Source organism: Micromonospora sp. SL1-18, from assembly GCF_047921505.1.
Classification (GTDB): domain Bacteria; phylum Actinomycetota; class Actinomycetes; order Mycobacteriales; family Micromonosporaceae; genus Micromonospora.
In genome coordinates this window covers 1-16,581 of record NZ_JBLROA010000091.1, presented here as the reverse complement: position 1 = coordinate 16,581, position 16,581 = coordinate 1, and the positions used below count along the sequence as shown (strand labels likewise).

Genomic DNA, 16,581 nt, shown 5'->3' with positions numbered 1-16,581 from the left:
ACGTGAGAGTCAAGCCCGATTCTGCGCCCACCCGCGACGGCGTGCCGGAAGAGCGACCGGCCCCGGCCTCCGCTGGGGGTGGCGGAGACCGGGGCGGCCGGGGCGAGCCGGGTCAGGCGTTGATCGGCTCCCGTGCCTTCTCGGGGGCGGCGAACGCCTCGCTGGCCGGGGTCCGGAACGCGTGCACCAGGCCGGCGATCGACAGCAGCAGGAGCAGCGCCGCACCCAGGTACATGGCCAGCGCGCCCTGCCCGGCCTTGCGGCCGAACTCGCTGAAGCCGTACGAGGTCAGCAGCATGCCGCGCAGCGACTCGCCCTTGAACACGGTCTCCCGCAGGGCGGAGGCCTCGGCGAGCTGCTTGCGCAGGTCGGCCAGGTTCGCGGCGTTGGTCTTCTCGGCCTCGGCCACCTGCGCCTTCAGCGCGGACTCCGGCCCACCGAGCTCGGCGTACGTCTTGCCACCGGACATCGCCGTCAGGTGCAGCCCGATGAAATCGTTGGCGTAGCACTCGGCCTGCTTGCCGGTGGTCATCGGCTTGCCGGCGTACTCGCGCAGGCAGTCGGACTTCTTCTCCTCGGCGGTCAGCTGGTCGGCCGGCTTGAAGGTGATGTGCTGGGCGGCGAGCTGGTCGTGCACGTAGTTGTTCGCGAAGTTGGCGTTCGTCGTCAGGACGATGCCCACGACGAGCAGCAGGACCGCGAGGCCCAGCCCGCCGATGCTGAACAGCAGATCCAACGTCCGACGCTTCATGACTGCTCCCGTGTGGAAGGTGACCGCTTCTCGATGTCGGTTACATCGTCGCGATTCGCCGGCATCCGGCAGCAGGGCCGAACCCCCTGACCGTCCGGGACCTTCGACCCCCGGTCGACAGGGCCGGTCAGCGGGCCGTGTCGATCGGGGTGAGCGTGGCGAGCAGTTCGGACAGGGTGGCTGGGCGGCCGTACCGCCAGCCCTGGCCGTGCAGGCAGCCGATCGCGGTCACCGCCGCGTGCTGCGTGCCGGTCTCCACCCCCTCGGCCACCACGACCAGGTCGAACGCGCCGGCCAGCCGGTTGACCATCTCCACCGTGGCGTACGCCCGCGGGTCGCTGGCGTCCAACCGGGACACGAAGGACCGGTCGATCTTCAGCTCGGTGGCTGGGATCCGGTGCAGGTAGCTCAGCGACGAGTAGCCGGTGCCAAAGTCGTCGATGGCGATCCGTACGCCCAGTTCGCGCAGCTGGTGCAGCCGGTCCAGTACCGCCTCGCTGCCCTCGATCAGCGCCGACTCGGTCAGTTCGAGGGTGAGCGCGCGGGGTGCCAGGCCGGCCGCCGCGGTGGCCCCGGTGACCGTGGCGATCAGGTCGGGGCGCCGCACGTGGATGGCGGCGATGTTGACGGCGACGGTCACCTCGGGCGCGTACGGTCGCCAGGCCGCCGCGGCCCGGCACGCCTGGTGGATCACCCACCGGTCGATCGCCAGGATCAGCCCGGTCTCCTCGGCCAACGGCAGGAACCTCGCCGGGGGCAGCACCCCGAGCCGGGGATGCCGCCAGCGCACCAGCGCCTCGGCGCTGCGTACCGCCCCGGTGGCCAGGTCCACGATCGGCTGGAACTCCATCAACAGCTGGTCCTCGTCGACCGCTCGGCGCAGGTCGGCGATCAGCTCGGCCCGGCTCACCGCCGACTCGCGCAGCCCCGGCGTGCAGGTCCGGTACGCCGACTTGCCGGCCGCCTTCGCGGCGTACATGGCGATGTCGGCGTCGCGAAGCAGGTCGGTGTGGGAGGTGTGCTGCGGACCGTACTCGGCGATGCCGATGCTGGCCGACGGGGGTACGCCGAGGTCCTCCTCGTCGGGCCGCGGTTCGAGGGCGGCGAGCAGCCGCTCGGCGAGCCGCTCGGGCAGCACCCGGTCGCCGTGGACCAGCACCGCGAACTCGTCGCCGCCGAGCCGGGCGATCATCCCGTCGCCGCCGACGGCGTCGCGCATCCGTTCCGCGATGGTGGTCAGCAGCCGGTCCCCGGCGGCGTGCCCGAAGCGGTCGTTGACCTGCTTGAAGCCGTCCAGGTCGAGCAACAGCACGGCGACCGGCCCGCCGTCGCGCAGCGCCCGCCGCAGCCACCGGTTGAACGTCAGCCGGTTGGCCAGGCCGGTGAGTTGGTCGGAGTACGCGAGCCGGCGCAGCCGGGCGACCAGCCGCAGGTTCTCGTTGGCGGCGAGGCTCTGCCGCAGCGCCAGCACCCCGAGCAGCGCCATCATGGCGACGAAGATCAGGCGTGGGGTCTGCCCGGTGGGCTGCCGGGCGAGCACCACGGCGACGATCGCCCCGCCCACCGGCAGGTACGGCAGGGCGACCCGCCACCACGGCGGCAGCGGCGACTCAGCCGGCTCCTCGCCTTCGTCCCGGCCGGCCGGCGGCGGGTACCCGGTGGCGGCCCCGATCAGCAGGTAGCTCAGTGGCCACCAGACGTCGATCGAATGGCCCGGCGTGTAGCTGCCATGTGCGACGAGCGAGACGTAGACCGCATCGGCGGTGGCCCGGATGCCCAGGCTGACCCCGACCAGGGTGAGCGCCCGCCACATCGGACGCGACGGCCCGGCCACCACCAGCAGGATGGTGAGCTGCATCAGGTCGAACATCGGGTAGAGCAGCCCGAAGGTGAGCAGCTGGTCGGCCAGGTCGGCCGAGGCGATGTCGCGGAACACCACCACCCAGCCGATCGGGATGAGGGCGAGCCCGACGATCACCCCGTCGAGCAGGATCCGGGCCTGCCCGACCAGGTTGGGCGGGGCGGTCAGCGTGCAGAGCAGGGCCGCGGTGCCGGTGACGATCCCGGCGGCGAAGATCGCGCCGACCAGCGGGGTGTTCGGCAGGCCGGACTCGCCCAGCCGCCCGACCGTCCACACGATCCGGCCGGCCGCGGCGAGCGCCATGGTCACGGCCAGCAGCGCCCAGAACCGCCGCAACGGCAGCGGATGCCGCCGGGCCACCCCGGCGCAGGCCACCGCCGCCCAGCTCGACACCGCCACCGTGCCGAGGTCGCTGACCAGGGCCGCGCCCGGCAGGCCGACGACCAGCCAGAAGGCATCTGCGAGTACGACGAGCGCGGCCGCGACGAGCCCGACGCGGCCGGAGAGCGAGGGACGGGCCACGCCCGGGGCGGCGAGACTCACGTCCTGCTGGAACACAACAGATTCGCTCCGGCCTTCTGTGCACCCTCGACGATGAGGACCGGTTGCGGACGGCGAACGGGGCAAGCGTAGCCACCACCGGGTACCGCCGCCAGAGCCGAATCGGCTGTCCGTCACCGCCGGGTCAGCCTGGCCGCCGCCTCGGTCAGGACCATTCCTCGGCCGGGTCGCCGTCGCCGCCCTCCGCCGGGTCGCCCGCCGGCCCCGCGACGTCGACGGCGGGCGCGGCGGCCGGCGGACCACCATGGGTCCACGGGGTCTCCTCCGGGGCGGGGAAGTTCCCGGCCGGCAGGAACGTGTCGGCGAGGGTGGTGAAGCACAGCCGCTCCCCGACCTCCGGCACGGTGCCCGGCGGAGCGGTCAGCCCGCGTCCCATCCCGCCGGAGAGTTCCAGCACCACCTCGGTCTTGCCGTCCGCGCCGGGGGTCAGGAAGACCACCTTCGCCTTCTGGCTCGGCCGGGCCGGCGAGTACAGCGTCGCGCCGACCGGCACCGCCACCGGCTCGGTGGTGACCACCTGGATACGCGGTCGCAGCACCGGTCGTTTGCCGGTATCGTCCACCCGCTTCGGGTCGGCCAGGGTCACCTCACCGACGAACGCCTCCCCGGTGAGCCGGTGCTCGGCCATCACGAGCGGGTCGTCGTAGGCGCGCTGCACCGCGTACGAGGCGAGGGCCCGCTCCAGCCGGTGCAGCCGCACCGCGGCGGCCACCGCCCCGTCCCGGCGCGGCTGCGGCCCGCCCCCGGCGTCGACGTGCTCGGCGTAGCCGGTGAAGGCGTCCTTGTCGCCGTCCCACCGGCCGGGCACCCGCGCGCCGGGCGGCAGCGCGCGCAGCAACCCCACGCCGCGCCACAACAGCTCCCAGGTGGGCGCGAGCTGGTCGCGCAGCAGCCGCTCCAGCTCCGCGTACGCCGCCGCCCGGGCGGCCGGGTCGTCGTCAGCCTCGGCGTACGCGGCCACGATCGGGGCGAGGCGATGGTTGTCGAAATCCGGGTCGGTGGCCGGACCGGCCGGTGGGCAGAGCCGCGGGTCCTCGGCCCGGGCGGCCGCCTCCGCCCCGGTGTGCCCGGGCGGCGGGTCGATCCAGCCGAGCAGCGCCGGCAGGTGCAGGTCCTCCACGGCGCTCTGCCCGGTGGCCCAGTGCAGGGTCAGCGCCTCGGTCATCGCGACGAGGGCCGCCGAGCCGGGATGCTCGGCGCGCTCGGCGAGGAAGGTCAGCCAGCGGCCGAGTAGCGGCACCGACGGGTGCACCGGATACTCGCCGTCGGGACGGCGGAACCGGGTGGAGCGGCCGAACAGCCGCAGGAAGGTGACCCCGGCCGGGTTGGGGACCAGCAGCTGCGGCGCGTCGACGTACCGGTAGCGGACGTCCCGGCCCCGGTCGACCGGCACCGCCTCGCTGACCCCCCGGAACGAGTCCAGGTAGGGCAGCACGATCGCGGCCAGCTCGGCGGCGAACGCGAAGCGCTGGTCGCGGTTGCGGGGCTGCGGCACGACCAGCAGCCGCGCCGCGTCGGGGGCGGCACCGACCATGGCGGCCAGCGGCGCGTTCGCCTCGCCCGCCATCGCGAGGGGCACCAGCACCAGCGGGCGGTCGGACAGGTGCAGGTGCCGGACGGTGGCCACCGGCTGGGCCAACCCGGCGGCGACCGCCTGTGCCTTGGCCAGTGCGCGCAGCGTGCTCACCGGGACCTCCGGGACGGGATGGGCCGGGCGGGCCGGCGGCGCGTACTCATGTGGGTTTTCCGGTGAGGGCGTCGGCGCGCAGGCGGGCGGCGGCGCGCAGCAGCGCGGCGGCCTCCGCCTGCTCCGGGTCCGGGGCGCGGACGCCGTCGGCCAGCGCCAGCACCTCCCCGATGTCGGCGATGCCGCCCAGCACCTCCCGCACCGGCCGACCCAGCGCGGTGGTGTGGCCGCGCGCCTCGTGCCGGCAGAAGTACGCCAGCTCGCAGGTGGCCAGGCACTCGGGGGCGTAGCGGGCGGCCACGGTGGACAGCGCGGCGGCCAGGTCCGCCGGGTCGGCGGTCAGGTCGGCGGTGAAGCCGGCGGGCACGCCGGCGAGCAGGTCGTCGATCCGGGCCATCCGGTCGAGCTGGCGGCGCAGCACCAGCAACTGCTTGCGTACGTCGAGGAGGCTGGCCACGGGCCGGTTGGCGAAGTCGCGCGGGCAGACCAGCACCACCTCGTGCGAGACCAGGTCCGGGTCGTGCCCCTCGGTGGCCAGCAGCTCGCGCAGCGCCAGCACGTAGACGGCGGACTGGATGGCGGCGGCGGACACCTTCGCCGGGTCGGCCTGGCCGTCGATCACCGGAAACGACTTGATCTCCACGACGTGGAACCGGCCGCCGAGCCGGGCGGCGACGAGGTCCGGTTCCAGGTGCACCCGCCGGCCGGCCACCTCCAGTCCGAGCAGCGGATGGTCGAACAGCGCCGGCTCGTCGCCGGACGCGGTGAGCGCGGCGCGGGACCGCTCCGGCCGGTCCTCGTCGGCGCCCAGGTCCGTCCAGCTCGCCCCGGCCGGCACCGGTACGCCCAGCCGCTCCGCGACCAGCCGCAGCAGTTCCACCCCGCCGTCGGCCTTCACCTGGGCCTCGAACGCGTTGCCCCGGGTGATGGCGAAGCGGGACTGGCCGAACCGGGCCGGGAAGCCGATCCGCTCGGCCAGCTTCGGCTTGTCCACCCCGGCGCTGTCCAGCACCGCCCGGCGGGTGCAGCCCGGGTTGCCGGTCAGCGCGGCGATGGTGCGGGCGTTGTGCCGTCGGGGCGGCACGCCACCCCGGATCTCGGCCAGGCGCTGCGCGGTGTCCGTCACGACAGGTCACGATAGCGGCCCGCCGCAGCCCGACCGGCCACGCGTGCGCCGCCGTTTTAGCTCTCGTCTTGCGCCTGATGCGGGCGGTACTGCCTGATCCATGCCTCCACCGCAGCGCGGTCCCAGACGCGCACCTTGCCGCTTGCCACCGTGTCGATGGGGGCGGGGAAGGTGGCCCGGTTGGTGATCTCCGTGGCCCGGGTACGCGACACGCCGCCGAGCATGTCAGCGATGTCGGACAGGGCAACGAGGCGCACGACATGACCGTATGTACGTGCAACCCGCATACGTTGCCACTTGCAAGCTTGACGGTGTGCACGTTACAAGGGAGGCTGTTGGGGCAAACCCGGATGCGGTCCGGCTACCTGATCGGGGATCGGTGGCCGGACCTGCGCGTTTCTGGAGGGGACCGACCATGCCCATGGACGAAGGGGCCGTGACTCCGGCTCTCGTGACCTGGACAGCCAAGAGAGTGATCAGGCAGCACCACGAGCCACCGTACGAGCACCGGGCCACCGGGAGCTGCGCGCAGTGCATGGACGACGGGTGCCCGATGCTGGAGTGGGCGCGCGGAGTGCTCGCGGAACGGCGGGTGACAGCCTGACCAGCACGGAGGGAGTGAAACGGCACGGGATCGTGGGTGATCCCGGGCCGTTTGCTATGCCTGCGGGACTCTTGTTTCAGCCGACCCGGACTTCTTCCCGCTGCCCGATCCGTGCCCGCCGGACCAGGACGGTGACGGTCACCGCGGCGGCCGCCGCGAGCCCGGCCATCGACCACAGCACCGTACGCAGCCCGCCGGTGAAGCCCGGGTCGGCGAGCCGACCGCCGGTGGTGCTGGCGAGCACCGCCCCGACCACGGCGATCGCCACGGTTTCGCTGGTCAGCCGCGCCGTGTTGATCATCCCGGCACCGGTGGCAGCGCGGGCCGGCGCGACGCTGCCGATCGCGATCGCGTCCAGCAGCCCGATGGACAGCCCCACCCCGACGCCGATGGTCAGCAGCGGCCCGGCCAGCGCCGCGGCGTCCACGTGCGGGCCGAGCACGGTGGCCCAGGCCGCGCCGGCGGCGACCACGGCCACCGACACGACGGTGACCGCGGTGGCCGGGACCAGCCGGGTCAGCGCGCCGCTGAGCAAAGGCAGCACCAGGGTCGGGGCGGTGAGCATGATCAGTGTGGCGCCGGCCGAGCCGGGGCTGAGCCCGACCACCGTGGTCAGGTACGACGGGAGATAGACCAGCAGCGGCACCAGCACCGCCACGATGGTGGCCGCCGCCAGGCAGATGCCGACGAACCGGGGGCTGGCCAGCAGGGCCAGGTCGAACATCGGTTCGGCGCGGCGGCGTTCCACCCGGACGAAGAGCACCAGCAGGGCCGCCGCCGCGGCGAACGCGGCGAGGATGACCGGGGCGGCCCAGCCGTAGTCGGGGCCCTGCACGAAACCGAAGATGAGCAGCAGCAGCGCGGCGGTGAACGAGACGGTGCCCGGCCAGTCGACCCGCCCGGGGTGCGGCTGCCGGGACTCCGGCAGCAGCGGGACGAGGGCGAGCACCGCGCAGCTGGCCAGTGCCGGGGCGGCGAAGACCGCGCGCCAGCCGAAGCCCTCGATGAGCAGTCCGGCAATCGACGGGCCGAAGGCGAGGCCGACACCGATGGTCGTACCGAAGACGCCGAAGACGCGGGCCCGAGCCCGGCCGTGGAACGCCCCGGCGAGCAGAGCGGAGGCGCTGGTCGCTGCGGCGGCCGCGCCGACACCGGCGAGGACGCGGGCGATGTCGAGCAGCACGATGCCGTCGGCGACCGAGGCGAGCAGGCCGCCGGCCACGAAGACCGCCACCCCGATCGCGTAGACCAGGCGGCGGCCGAACAGGTCGGCGAGCGCACCCGTGGCGAGCATGAAGCTGGCGAACGTGGCGTTGTAGCCGTTCACCACCCATTGCACGCCGGCCAGCCCGGCGTGCAGGTCGCGGCCGATGTCCGGCAGGGCGACGGAGGCGCCGGTCAGCGAGGCCGGCAGCGCGAGGGTGGACAGCAGGACGGCGACCAGCACGACGGCCGGGTGACTGCGCAAAAATTCTCCCCGTTCGGACGGCCGCCCCAGTGTAGTTGCACCACGGGCGGCCGCCTCCGACCGGGAGAGCGGTGAGCTGGACAAACAGACGGCGCGCCGCCGGCCGTTGGGGTGAGGCACCCCCGCTGTTCACCCGCTCGTCACGATGGACCGCCGATCCCTTCACCTCGTCCTCGTAGCGTCGCCGACGCGTCCGCGGCCGCGGACACTAGGAGGAAAGCAAGGATGCACGTCTTCACCAAGCGGCGGCTGTCGGCCGTCGCCATCGCTGGGGCGGCTGCCCTGCTCGTCGGCGGTGCCGCGTCTGCGGCGCCGGGCGGCTCAACCGGCCCGAGCAGCAGCGACGCTCCGTACCTCGTCCGGGCCACGCCGGGCATCACCCTGGCCTCGCTGCTCACCACCGGCGACTCGGTCGGCGGCTACCGGATGGCCGGCATCCCCGACGGCCTCGGTGCGTTCGACAACGGTGACGGCACCTTCACCGTGCTGATGAACCACGAGCTCGCCAACAACGCCGGCGTCGTCCGGGCGCACGGCGCCAAGGGTGCCTTCATCTCGAAGTGGGTCATCGACAAGAAGACCCTGCGGGTGCTGTCGGGCGGCGACCTGGTCCGCAAGGTCTTCCTGTCCAGCAACGGGCAGTACGTCAGCACGCCGGGTGTGGCGTTCAACCGCCTCTGCTCGGCCGACCTGGCCGCCCCGACCGCGTACTTCAACCCGAGCACCGGCAAGGGCTACGACGGTCGGATCTTCACCAACGGCGAGGAGTCGACCGGCGGTCGCGCCTTCGGCCACGTCGTCGAGACCGGCGAGTCCTACGAGCTGCCGGGCTTCGGCGCCGGGAGCTGGGAGAACATCGTCGCCAACCCGGCCAGCGGCGACAAGACCGTGGCGCTGGGCACCAGCGACGGTGGCGCCGGCGAGGTCACGGTCTACGTCGGTGACAAGAAGACCACCGGCAACCCGGTGGAGAAGGCCGGCCTCGCCGGCGGCAAGGGCTACACCATCTCCGTGCCGGGCATGGCGGTGGAGGACAGCACCACGGCGTGGACCAAGGGCTCCCTGCCCTTCACGCTGTCGTCGACCGGCGGCACCTCGTTCGACCGGCCCGAGGACGGCGCCTGGGACCCGAGCAACCCGAACGACTTCTACTTCGCCACCACCGCCAGCATGACCAAGCACAGCCGGCTGTGGCGACTGTCGTTCAACGACGTGACCGACCCGGTCAAGGGCGGCACCATCACCATGGTGTTCGAGGGCCCGACGGACCCGGCGAGCGGCCCGAAGATGATGGACAACATCACCATCAACGACCGCGGTCAGGTGCTGATGCAGGAGGACCCGGGCAACCAGGGCTACCTGGCCGGCGTCTACCAGTACGACATCGCCTCGGGCACGGTGCGCCGGATCGTCGACGAGGACCCGGCGCGCTTCCTGCCGGGCGGCGCGTACTTCGACACCATTGACGAGGAGTCGTCGGGCGTCATCCCGGCGCCGTTCCTCGGTGAGGGCAAGTACCTGCTGGACGTGCAGAACCACACCAAGTCCGCGGACCCGGAGCTGGTCGAGAAGGGTCAGCTTCTCGTCCTGACCGTGCCGCCGGGCCAGCCTGTGCGGTAATCAGCCACACCAGGGGCCCCGGGCAGACGCCTTGTCGCCTGCCCGGGGCCTCGCGGTTTTCGGAGCTGGCCGCCCGCCACAGGGTTGGTCAGCGGGTCGAGCTACCGGTCGGCAGTTCCTCGGCGAGCCAGATCGGCTGCCAGTCCGGCACCTCGTGGAAGCGGCGCAGCTCCGACAGCCCGGCCACCGACCCGCTCCACGCCGCGTACGGGGGGTTGCCCTCGTCAAACCCGCTCTGCACGAAGGTCAGCCGGGTCTTCCCGCCGGATTCGGCCAGCTCCCAGGTGATGACGCCGGTCGGTCCCCAGTCGACGGACATCTTGCGGCCGGGCTCCAGGTCGACCACCTTGGCCGCGTACCCGGACTCGAAGCCGCCCATGGCGTAGCGGCCGCCGACCCACGGCTCGATGCCGATCGGGTACCCGAACCAGGAGCTGGCCTGCTCGGAGTCGGTCAACGAGGTCCACACCCGGTCCATCGGGGCGTCGATCACCAGCTCGCCGCGCAGGTCGGCCGAGGTGAAGTCGGTGCGCGGCAGCAGCGGCCGCCCCTCCAGGTACGCGTTGAGGTTGGCCAGCGTCAGGCTCCACCAGGTCTGGAGCACGCCCCGGATGGTGCTGCCGTCGAGAGCCTCGGCGAAGACGAAGTGGCTCTGCCGCAGGGTCAGCTCGGTGTCGTCCCCCTGCGGCGTCACCTCGATCTCACTGGTGGTCTCCACGCCGTCGAGCACCCAGGCGAAGCGCAGGCTCCGCTCGTCGGCGTGGAGCAGCCGCTGATGCGGGGCGTCGCCCTCCGGCGTGTAGCGGCCCCAGAACGCGTACCGGTGTGGCAGCTCGACCTCGGCGTGCTCGGCGAACCAGACGCGCAGCTCGGTGGGGTCGGTCAGCGCGCGCCACACGCGCTCCGCGGGAGCGGCGAGCCGGACCCGGATGGTCAGCAGATCACTCATGTTTGTCACCCTTCGGGTAGCACGCCACGGCGAGCTTGAAGGCGTCTCCTTCGGTGCCCCCGTAACGCGTGAACAGGTCCTGCAGTGTCGACTGCAGGTCGTGCAGGAACTCCTGGCGGCGCTCGGCCGGCACCCGGATCTCGCCGGAGACGCCGATGGACGGCAGCTCGGGCGCGGCGCGGTCGAGGGCGGCGATGTCGGCCTGGACCTCCTCCATCAGGTCGAGCAGGTAGCCCAGGCTCAGCTCGTCGCGCGCCCGGCCCGCCCCGCCGATCCGTCCAACGAGCCGGGGCGAGAGCCAGTACGAGCGGGCGACGGCCTGGTAGATGCCCTCGGTGATGCCGCGCACCCGCCGCTCGGACACCTGCTCGGCCAGCCCGGCCGCGACCAGCCGCTTGACGTGGTAGTAGACGCGCTGCGGCGTCTGCCCGAGCCGGGCGGCGACCTCGGTGCAGGTGCGGGGCTCGGCGAGCTGCCGCAGCACCTCGATGCGCTGCGGCTTGAGCAGGGCCTCGGCCTGCTCTCGCTCTTCCAGGTACAGGACGTCTCTCATGACAAAATCAGTTTGTACGTACAAAACTTCTTTGTCAATGGGTTCGACGAAAGGCCGCGCGACTCGCGCGGCCTTTCATATCGGAGGGCGTTCGCTACCTGGCCTGTATCGTGCCGTCGAAGGGCGGCACCTCGACCCTCACCGGCATGCCGTAGTCGAAAAGCTCGATGACCACCCCCGAGTGGTACGTGTACTTGCTGCCATGGATGTTCGCCCGGGTCGTACGGTCGTAGGACACCCTCGCGATCCGGTTGTCCGCCCCGATCCTCACCTCGCCGACGAAGGTGTCGGCGAGGATCTCGCGGGACACGTTCTTCAGCGTCACCTCGAAGCGGTACACCCCGACGGCTTTCTCCGTGACCGTGGCACCGGCCTGGCCCAGCACCCGGAACAACTCCTCCGGGCTCGCTGACGCACCCAGGCCGCCGCCCATCGCCATGTCGTAGTCGAGGTTGTCCTGCTTGCCCTCCACCCGGCTCCAGAAGATGTTCCCTTTGGTCCCGGGGGAAGCGCCGGGAGCCCCGATGTACCGAACGCCGTCAACGAGCCGCTCGTGGGGGAAGCCCGCCGTGATGGCGGGACGCATCTGCCCGTTGTACGGCGAATCCAGATAGCCGGTGGCTGTAGCCGGATCGAAGGCGCCCTTGGTCACCCAACGCTCGCCATCCGGCTCGGGCAGTTCCCCTTGCTTGGCGATGTCCTTTGAGGTCGTCGTGACCTTCACCCGGTAACTGATGTTCCCGCTGGCCGCAGCGGCAGCGGCCAGTCGCAGCTGCGGCGGCTCCGGGCTCGCCGCCGCCGTGGGCGGCTCGGCGACCGGCCCGGGCGAGCCGATCGTCCCGCCGGGGGCACCGGCGCCGACGGACAGGGCCGCGGCCAGCGCCCCGGCCACCCCGACCACCCCGGCCGCATACGCGCTGCGGTAAAGCGCGGTGCGCCGCCGGTGACGGCGGGTGGCGTGCCCCAGCACGTCGCGGGTGAACGCCAGGCCGGCGACCTCGTCCCGCATGCCGTCGATCAACCGGTCTTCAAGATCAGTGGTCATCTTCCTGCTCCGTTCATGCCTGCGCCTTCCAGCGCCCAGCCGGCGGTGAGTTCACGTAGCCGGGCCAGCCCGCGGGAGGCGGTGGACTTGACGGTGCCGACCGAGCAGCCGAGCAACTCGGCGGCTTCCGCCTCACTGCGCTGTTCCCAGTAGCGCAGCACCAGCACGGCCCGCTGCCGCGGCGGCAGCAGGGCCAGCGCCTGGATGAGCGCCTGCCGCAGGTGCAGCGCATCGGTGTGGTCCGACTGGCCCGGCGGCTCGACCTCGGTCAGCACCTCCGGCCGGCGCCGGCGCAGCCGCCACCGGTCGACCGCCAGGTGGTACAGCGTGCGGCGCAGGTAACCCTCCTTGTCGCCGTGCACCCGGCCCCAGTTCCGCATCAGCCGCTCCAGCGCCACCTGCACCAGGTCCTCCCCGGCGGCCCGGCTGCCCGTCAGCAGCACCGCTGTCGCGAGTAGCGCACCACCGCGTTCGGCGACGAGGACATCCAGCCCCTCGAAGCGTTTCTTTCGCCGCACCGGCTCTCCTTTCGTCGCCAACCAAGGACGACGGATAGGGCCCGAAGGTTGACTGGCGATCCAACCAACAGATGGAACGGCCCCGACGACGAAAGGCCGCGCGAATCGCGCGGCCTTTCGCTGATCCGGTGAGGTCAGGGCGTCCAGTCGGGACGCAGCGGATAGCGGTTGACGCCCTGCGCGGCGTTGTGGGTGGCAAGCACCTGGTGCAGCTGGATCTCGTTGCGCTCGAAGGCCATCCGGGAACCGGCCATGTACAGCCCCCACACCCGGGCCGTGCCCGGGCCCACCTCGCCGACGCAGAAGTCCCAGTGCTCGACGAGGTTGCGGCACCAACCGGCCAGCGTCAACGCGTAGTGCTGCCGCAGGTTCTCCTCGTGGTGCACCTCCAGCCCGGCGTCGTGAATCTCGCTGATCAGCCGGCCCGGCCCGGCCAGCTCTCCGTCCGGGAAGACGTACCGGTCGATGAACGCGCCGGAGCGGTGCGGGGCACGGTTGTCCGCGCGGGTGATGCAGTGGTTGAGCAACCGTCCGCCGGGCTTGAGCCGGCTGCGCAGCGCCCCGAAGTACGCGGGATAGTTGCGCACACCGATGTGCTCGGTCAGCCCGATCGAGGAGATCGCGTCGAACGGCTCTCGCGGGGCATCCCGGTAGTCCAGGTGACGCACCTCGGCCAGCTCACCCAGCCCCTCCCGCTCGATCGCCGCCTGCGCCCACTCGGCCTGCGCCCTCGACAGGGTCACCCCGAGCGCCTTGACGCCGTATTCCCGGGCCGCGTGCCGGACCATGCCGCCCCAGCCGCAGCCCACGTCGAGCAGCCGCATCCCCGGCTTGAGCGCCAGCTTCCCGGCGACCAGGTCGTACTTGGCCCGCTGCGCCTGCTCCAGCGTGTCGTCGGGGCTGCGGAACACAGCGCAGGTGTACGTCATCGACGGGCCGAGCACCTTCTCGTAGAAGGCGTTCGAGACATCGTAGTGGTGGGAGATCGCGCTGCTGTCCCGCAGCCGGGAGTGCCGCAGCCCGCCCACCACCCGCCGCCAGCGCGGCGCAGCCTCCTGCGGCGGGGGCGGCGGCGGCATCAACCGCTCCCAGCCCAGCCCCTTCACCAGGGCCAGCGCCTCGCTCACCGGCGGCATGCGCAGGTGCAGCTGGTCCTTGAGCACCGTGAACGCCTCGTACGGATCGCCCGGGTGCACCCCCTCCAGCCCCAGGTCACCGCTCACGTAGGCCCGGGCCATGCCCAGATCGCCGGGCGCGGTGAGCAGATAGGACAGCCCCCGCTCGGAGCGGATCGTCAGGGTGATGCCGGCGTCGGCCGGTCCGACGGTGCTGCCGTCGTACCCGGTGATACGGATGGGCAGGTCGCCGGTGGTGACAGCGCGGATCACATCCGCCACGGTCGGTCCGGTACATCGGCCGCCCGCCGGCGGGTCGGCCGGGGCGCTCGCCGCCCCCTTTTCACGGTCGATCAGACTCATGCTCGCGCTACCGCCTTCTCATACAGTCCGGTGAGCCGGTGGTCCGGGTCGTAGCGGTCCTTCACGGCGCGCCAGGTCTCCCCGCCGTAGAGCCGGTCGAACGCCGCCCGGTCGTAGTACGCGTCGGAATAGAGCGACTTGTGCCCGCCTGCCTCCGACACCGCGCGTTCGATCTCCCGGTTGACGTCGCCGTCCGCGGCGCCCTCGGCGATCGGCACGCTTCCCCAGAAGCCGATGTTCACATAGGTCTCGCCTGGCTGGAGCGGATACAGCGGCCAGGCACGTGCGGAGCCGGGGCCGGCCGGCTCGCGCAGCCGCAGCGGGCAGAGCCAGACCGGGGTCATCTTGACCGTCCGCGCGAACCAGCGCAGGAAGTCGGCGGTGCGGTCGAGCGGGATCTCGACGTCCTGCACCACCCGCTCCCGCGCCGGGTGCCCCCGCCAGCGGTCCACCCGGGCGGCCACCTGATAGCGGTGCTCGAGGCGGACGATCCGGTGGTAGAAGTCGCTGCGGCGGTAACGCCGCGGCCAGAGCCGACGGACCACCGGGTGCTGCACCCCGAACGCCGCCGAGCACCAGAACCAGTCGGTGTCCCACCGCCACAGGTAGTCGTACGTGGTGAGCACGTCCCGGGTGAGCCGCTGCAACGAGCGGTAGTAGACGCCCTGGCCGGTGTAGTCGCTCGGCCGTACCGCGGCGACCTCGTCGGTGAAGGTGCCCAACACCAGGTACGCCTCACCGGGGCTGAACATCACCCCGTCCATGGCGTCGACCGGTTCGCCCTCCCAGGAGCCCTTGGCGACCACCTCGCCGATCGCGTCGACCAACTCCGGCAACCGGGTGAACCGGATGTTGCGCAGCGTCACGTACCGGCGGACCGGCTGGAGCTCGATACGCAGCCGGGTCGCGTAGCCGAGGCTGCCCAGCGAGTTGGGGAAGGCCCGGAACAGGTCGGCGTGCTCACCCTCGGGCCGAGCGGTGGCGATCCCGCCGGCCCCGGTGAGAATGTCCATCTCGCGCACCGACTCGTGCGGCAGCCCGTTACGGAACGAGGTGGACTCGATGCCCAAGCCGGTCACCGCGCCACCCAGGGTGATCGTGCGCAGCTGCGGCACGACCAGCGGCATCAGCCCGTGCGGCAGGGTCGCGTCGACCAAGTCCTCGTAGGTGCACATGCCCTGCACATCGGCGGTGCGGGCGGCCGGGTCGACGGCGAGCACACCGGTCAGACCGCTCACGTCCAGCCCCGGCACCCGCTGCGCCGATCTCGGACGAAACAGGTTCGAGGTGCGTTTGGCCAGCCGCACGGGCTCGCCGGCGGGCACCGCGGCGTACGACCGCCGCAGCGTGCCCACCGCCTGATCATGGTCAACCGGATGATCCACACGCTCTGCGCGCATGCGATCACATTACGCCCGCTGCGCCAGGTTGGCGGGGTCCACCGTGGCCGTTTTGCCTCGTCCGGCCGGTTCTCACCGACCGACCAGCGGACCTCGGGTCGTCGACTGAGTCACGCTCACGTCGGGCGGTTGGCCATCGGCGGTCGCCGTGAGTCAGGATTCCCCCATGTCCGAGCCATGCACCGACCCGCCCGGCACCGTATACAGCACGAGCCGAGGGATCCGCCCGCACCTGCCACAGGACCCGCTGCTGCAGATCGCGCTGAGTGTCGCCGTGGTCGGCGTACTCATGGGGATCGTCTTCGCCACCGGCGTGTTCGGCAGCGGCGGTGGCGGCGGCGGCCAGCCGGTGATGCCCGCGTCGGCCACGTCGGCCGCGTCGAGCCCGGCGACGAGCGAGTCGAGCGCGGCCGAGCCCACCACGGCGGCGGCGGCCACCACGCAGGCACCGCCGTCCCCGACGGCCGCGCCGCCCGCGCCCCCAGCGGGCGGGCCCACGGTGTTCCACGGGATGGCCTCCGGCCGCTGCGTCGGGGTGACCGGCGAGAACCCGGACGGCGCGCTGGCGGTGCTGGCCGACTGCACCGGCGGCCCGGAGCAGCAGTGGGTGGCCACGCCGGTCGCCGACGACGTGTTCACACTCGTCAACGCGGGCAGCGGCAAATGCCTGGACGTCGCCGCAGAGAGCACCGACGACGGCGCACCCCTGCAACAGTGGGCCTGCCACGGACAGGCCAACCAGCAGTGGCGGCTCACCCCGACCGGCGCCGGCCCGATGCTGCTGGTCGCCGTGCACAGCGGCAAGTGCGCGCAGGTCACCGACGCCAGCACCGAGCCCGGCGCCCAGTTGATACAGGCGCCCTGCAGCGGCGCGGCCGAGCAGCAGTGGACACTCGGCTGACCGCTCAGCCCGGCGGCGGGCTCAGCCGCGGTAGCTGCTTCCTACTAGTTGCTCATTGA

The 16,581-nt window shown here is 72.3% G+C and carries 14 protein-coding genes; 2 read left to right on the top strand and 12 right to left on the bottom strand.

What is annotated here, in order from left to right:
- Window positions 1–112 precede the first annotated feature (112 nt).
- From ACNAW0_RS27635 to ACNAW0_RS27610, 6 genes are all read right to left on the bottom strand, one after another.
- Window positions 113–751 (bottom strand): hypothetical protein, encoded by a 639-nt coding sequence (locus tag ACNAW0_RS27635; RefSeq protein ID WP_416290955.1) that lies wholly within the window; start codon window positions 749–751, stop codon window positions 113–115.
- 127 nt (window positions 752–878) lie between these two features.
- A complete protein-coding gene (locus tag ACNAW0_RS27630) occupies window positions 879–3,170 on the bottom strand; it encodes a putative bifunctional diguanylate cyclase/phosphodiesterase (protein ID WP_416290954.1) in 2,292 nt (763 codons plus the stop codon).
- 148 nt (window positions 3,171–3,318) lie between these two features.
- Window positions 3,319–4,860, bottom strand: coding sequence for a hypothetical protein (locus tag ACNAW0_RS27625; protein WP_416290953.1), 1,542 nt, complete (start codon window positions 4,858–4,860; stop codon window positions 3,319–3,321).
- Between the two features lie 46 nt (window positions 4,861–4,906).
- Window positions 4,907–5,986 carry a hypothetical protein gene (locus ACNAW0_RS27620; protein ID WP_416290952.1) on the bottom strand — a complete coding sequence of 360 codons (1,080 nt, stop codon included), beginning with the start codon at window positions 5,984–5,986 and terminating at the stop codon, window positions 4,907–4,909.
- 56 nt (window positions 5,987–6,042) lie between these two features.
- The gene (locus tag ACNAW0_RS27615; protein ID WP_416290951.1) at window positions 6,043–6,243 is read right to left on the bottom strand and encodes a helix-turn-helix transcriptional regulator; all 201 of its coding nucleotides are present in this window, start codon (window positions 6,241–6,243) and stop codon (window positions 6,043–6,045) included.
- Window positions 6,244–6,666: 423 nt separating this feature from the next.
- Window positions 6,667–8,058, bottom strand: a complete 1,392-nt coding sequence (locus ACNAW0_RS27610) for an MFS transporter (RefSeq protein WP_416290950.1) — start codon at window positions 8,056–8,058, stop codon at window positions 6,667–6,669.
- 225 nt (window positions 8,059–8,283) lie between these two features.
- Here ACNAW0_RS27610 and ACNAW0_RS27605 point away from each other — a divergent pair, with 225 nt between their 5' ends.
- Window positions 8,284–9,678: a hypothetical protein gene (locus ACNAW0_RS27605; RefSeq protein WP_416290949.1), complete on the top strand. Its 1,395-nt coding sequence runs from the start codon at window positions 8,284–8,286 to the stop codon at window positions 9,676–9,678.
- Window positions 9,679–9,766: 88 nt separating this feature from the next.
- Here the strand turns inward: ACNAW0_RS27605 and ACNAW0_RS27600 are convergent, their stop codons facing one another.
- The 6 genes from ACNAW0_RS27600 to ACNAW0_RS27575 form a co-directional block, all read right to left on the bottom strand.
- Window positions 9,767–10,627, bottom strand: a complete 861-nt coding sequence (locus ACNAW0_RS27600; protein ID WP_416290948.1) for an SRPBCC domain-containing protein — start codon at window positions 10,625–10,627, stop codon at window positions 9,767–9,769.
- The gene (locus ACNAW0_RS27595; protein ID WP_416290947.1) at window positions 10,620–11,180 is read right to left on the bottom strand and encodes an ArsR/SmtB family transcription factor; all 561 of its coding nucleotides are present in this window, start codon (window positions 11,178–11,180) and stop codon (window positions 10,620–10,622) included. The genes ACNAW0_RS27600 and ACNAW0_RS27595 overlap by 8 nt, the downstream gene beginning before the upstream one ends.
- A gap of 94 nt (window positions 11,181–11,274) precedes the next feature.
- Window positions 11,275–12,225, bottom strand: a complete 951-nt coding sequence (locus ACNAW0_RS27590; protein ID WP_416290946.1) for a hypothetical protein — start codon at window positions 12,223–12,225, stop codon at window positions 11,275–11,277.
- Window positions 12,222–12,743, bottom strand: a complete 522-nt coding sequence (locus ACNAW0_RS27585) for a SigE family RNA polymerase sigma factor (protein ID WP_416290945.1) — start codon at window positions 12,741–12,743, stop codon at window positions 12,222–12,224. Before ACNAW0_RS27585 ends, ACNAW0_RS27590 begins: the two co-directional genes overlap by 4 nt.
- Before the next feature lie 134 nt (window positions 12,744–12,877).
- Window positions 12,878–14,221, bottom strand: a complete 1,344-nt coding sequence (locus ACNAW0_RS27580) for a class I SAM-dependent methyltransferase (protein WP_416290944.1) — start codon at window positions 14,219–14,221, stop codon at window positions 12,878–12,880.
- Entirely contained in the window at window positions 14,218–15,621 is a 1,404-nt protein-coding gene (locus ACNAW0_RS27575; RefSeq protein WP_416290942.1) for an FAD-binding oxidoreductase, read from the bottom strand. Before ACNAW0_RS27575 ends, ACNAW0_RS27580 begins: the two co-directional genes overlap by 4 nt.
- 166 nt (window positions 15,622–15,787) lie before the next feature.
- Between ACNAW0_RS27575 and ACNAW0_RS27570 the strand changes: the two genes are divergently transcribed.
- Complete coding sequence (locus ACNAW0_RS27570; protein WP_416290941.1) at window positions 15,788–16,522, top strand: RICIN domain-containing protein; 735 nt, start codon at window positions 15,788–15,790, stop codon at window positions 16,520–16,522.
- Window positions 16,523–16,581: the final 59 nt, after the last annotated feature.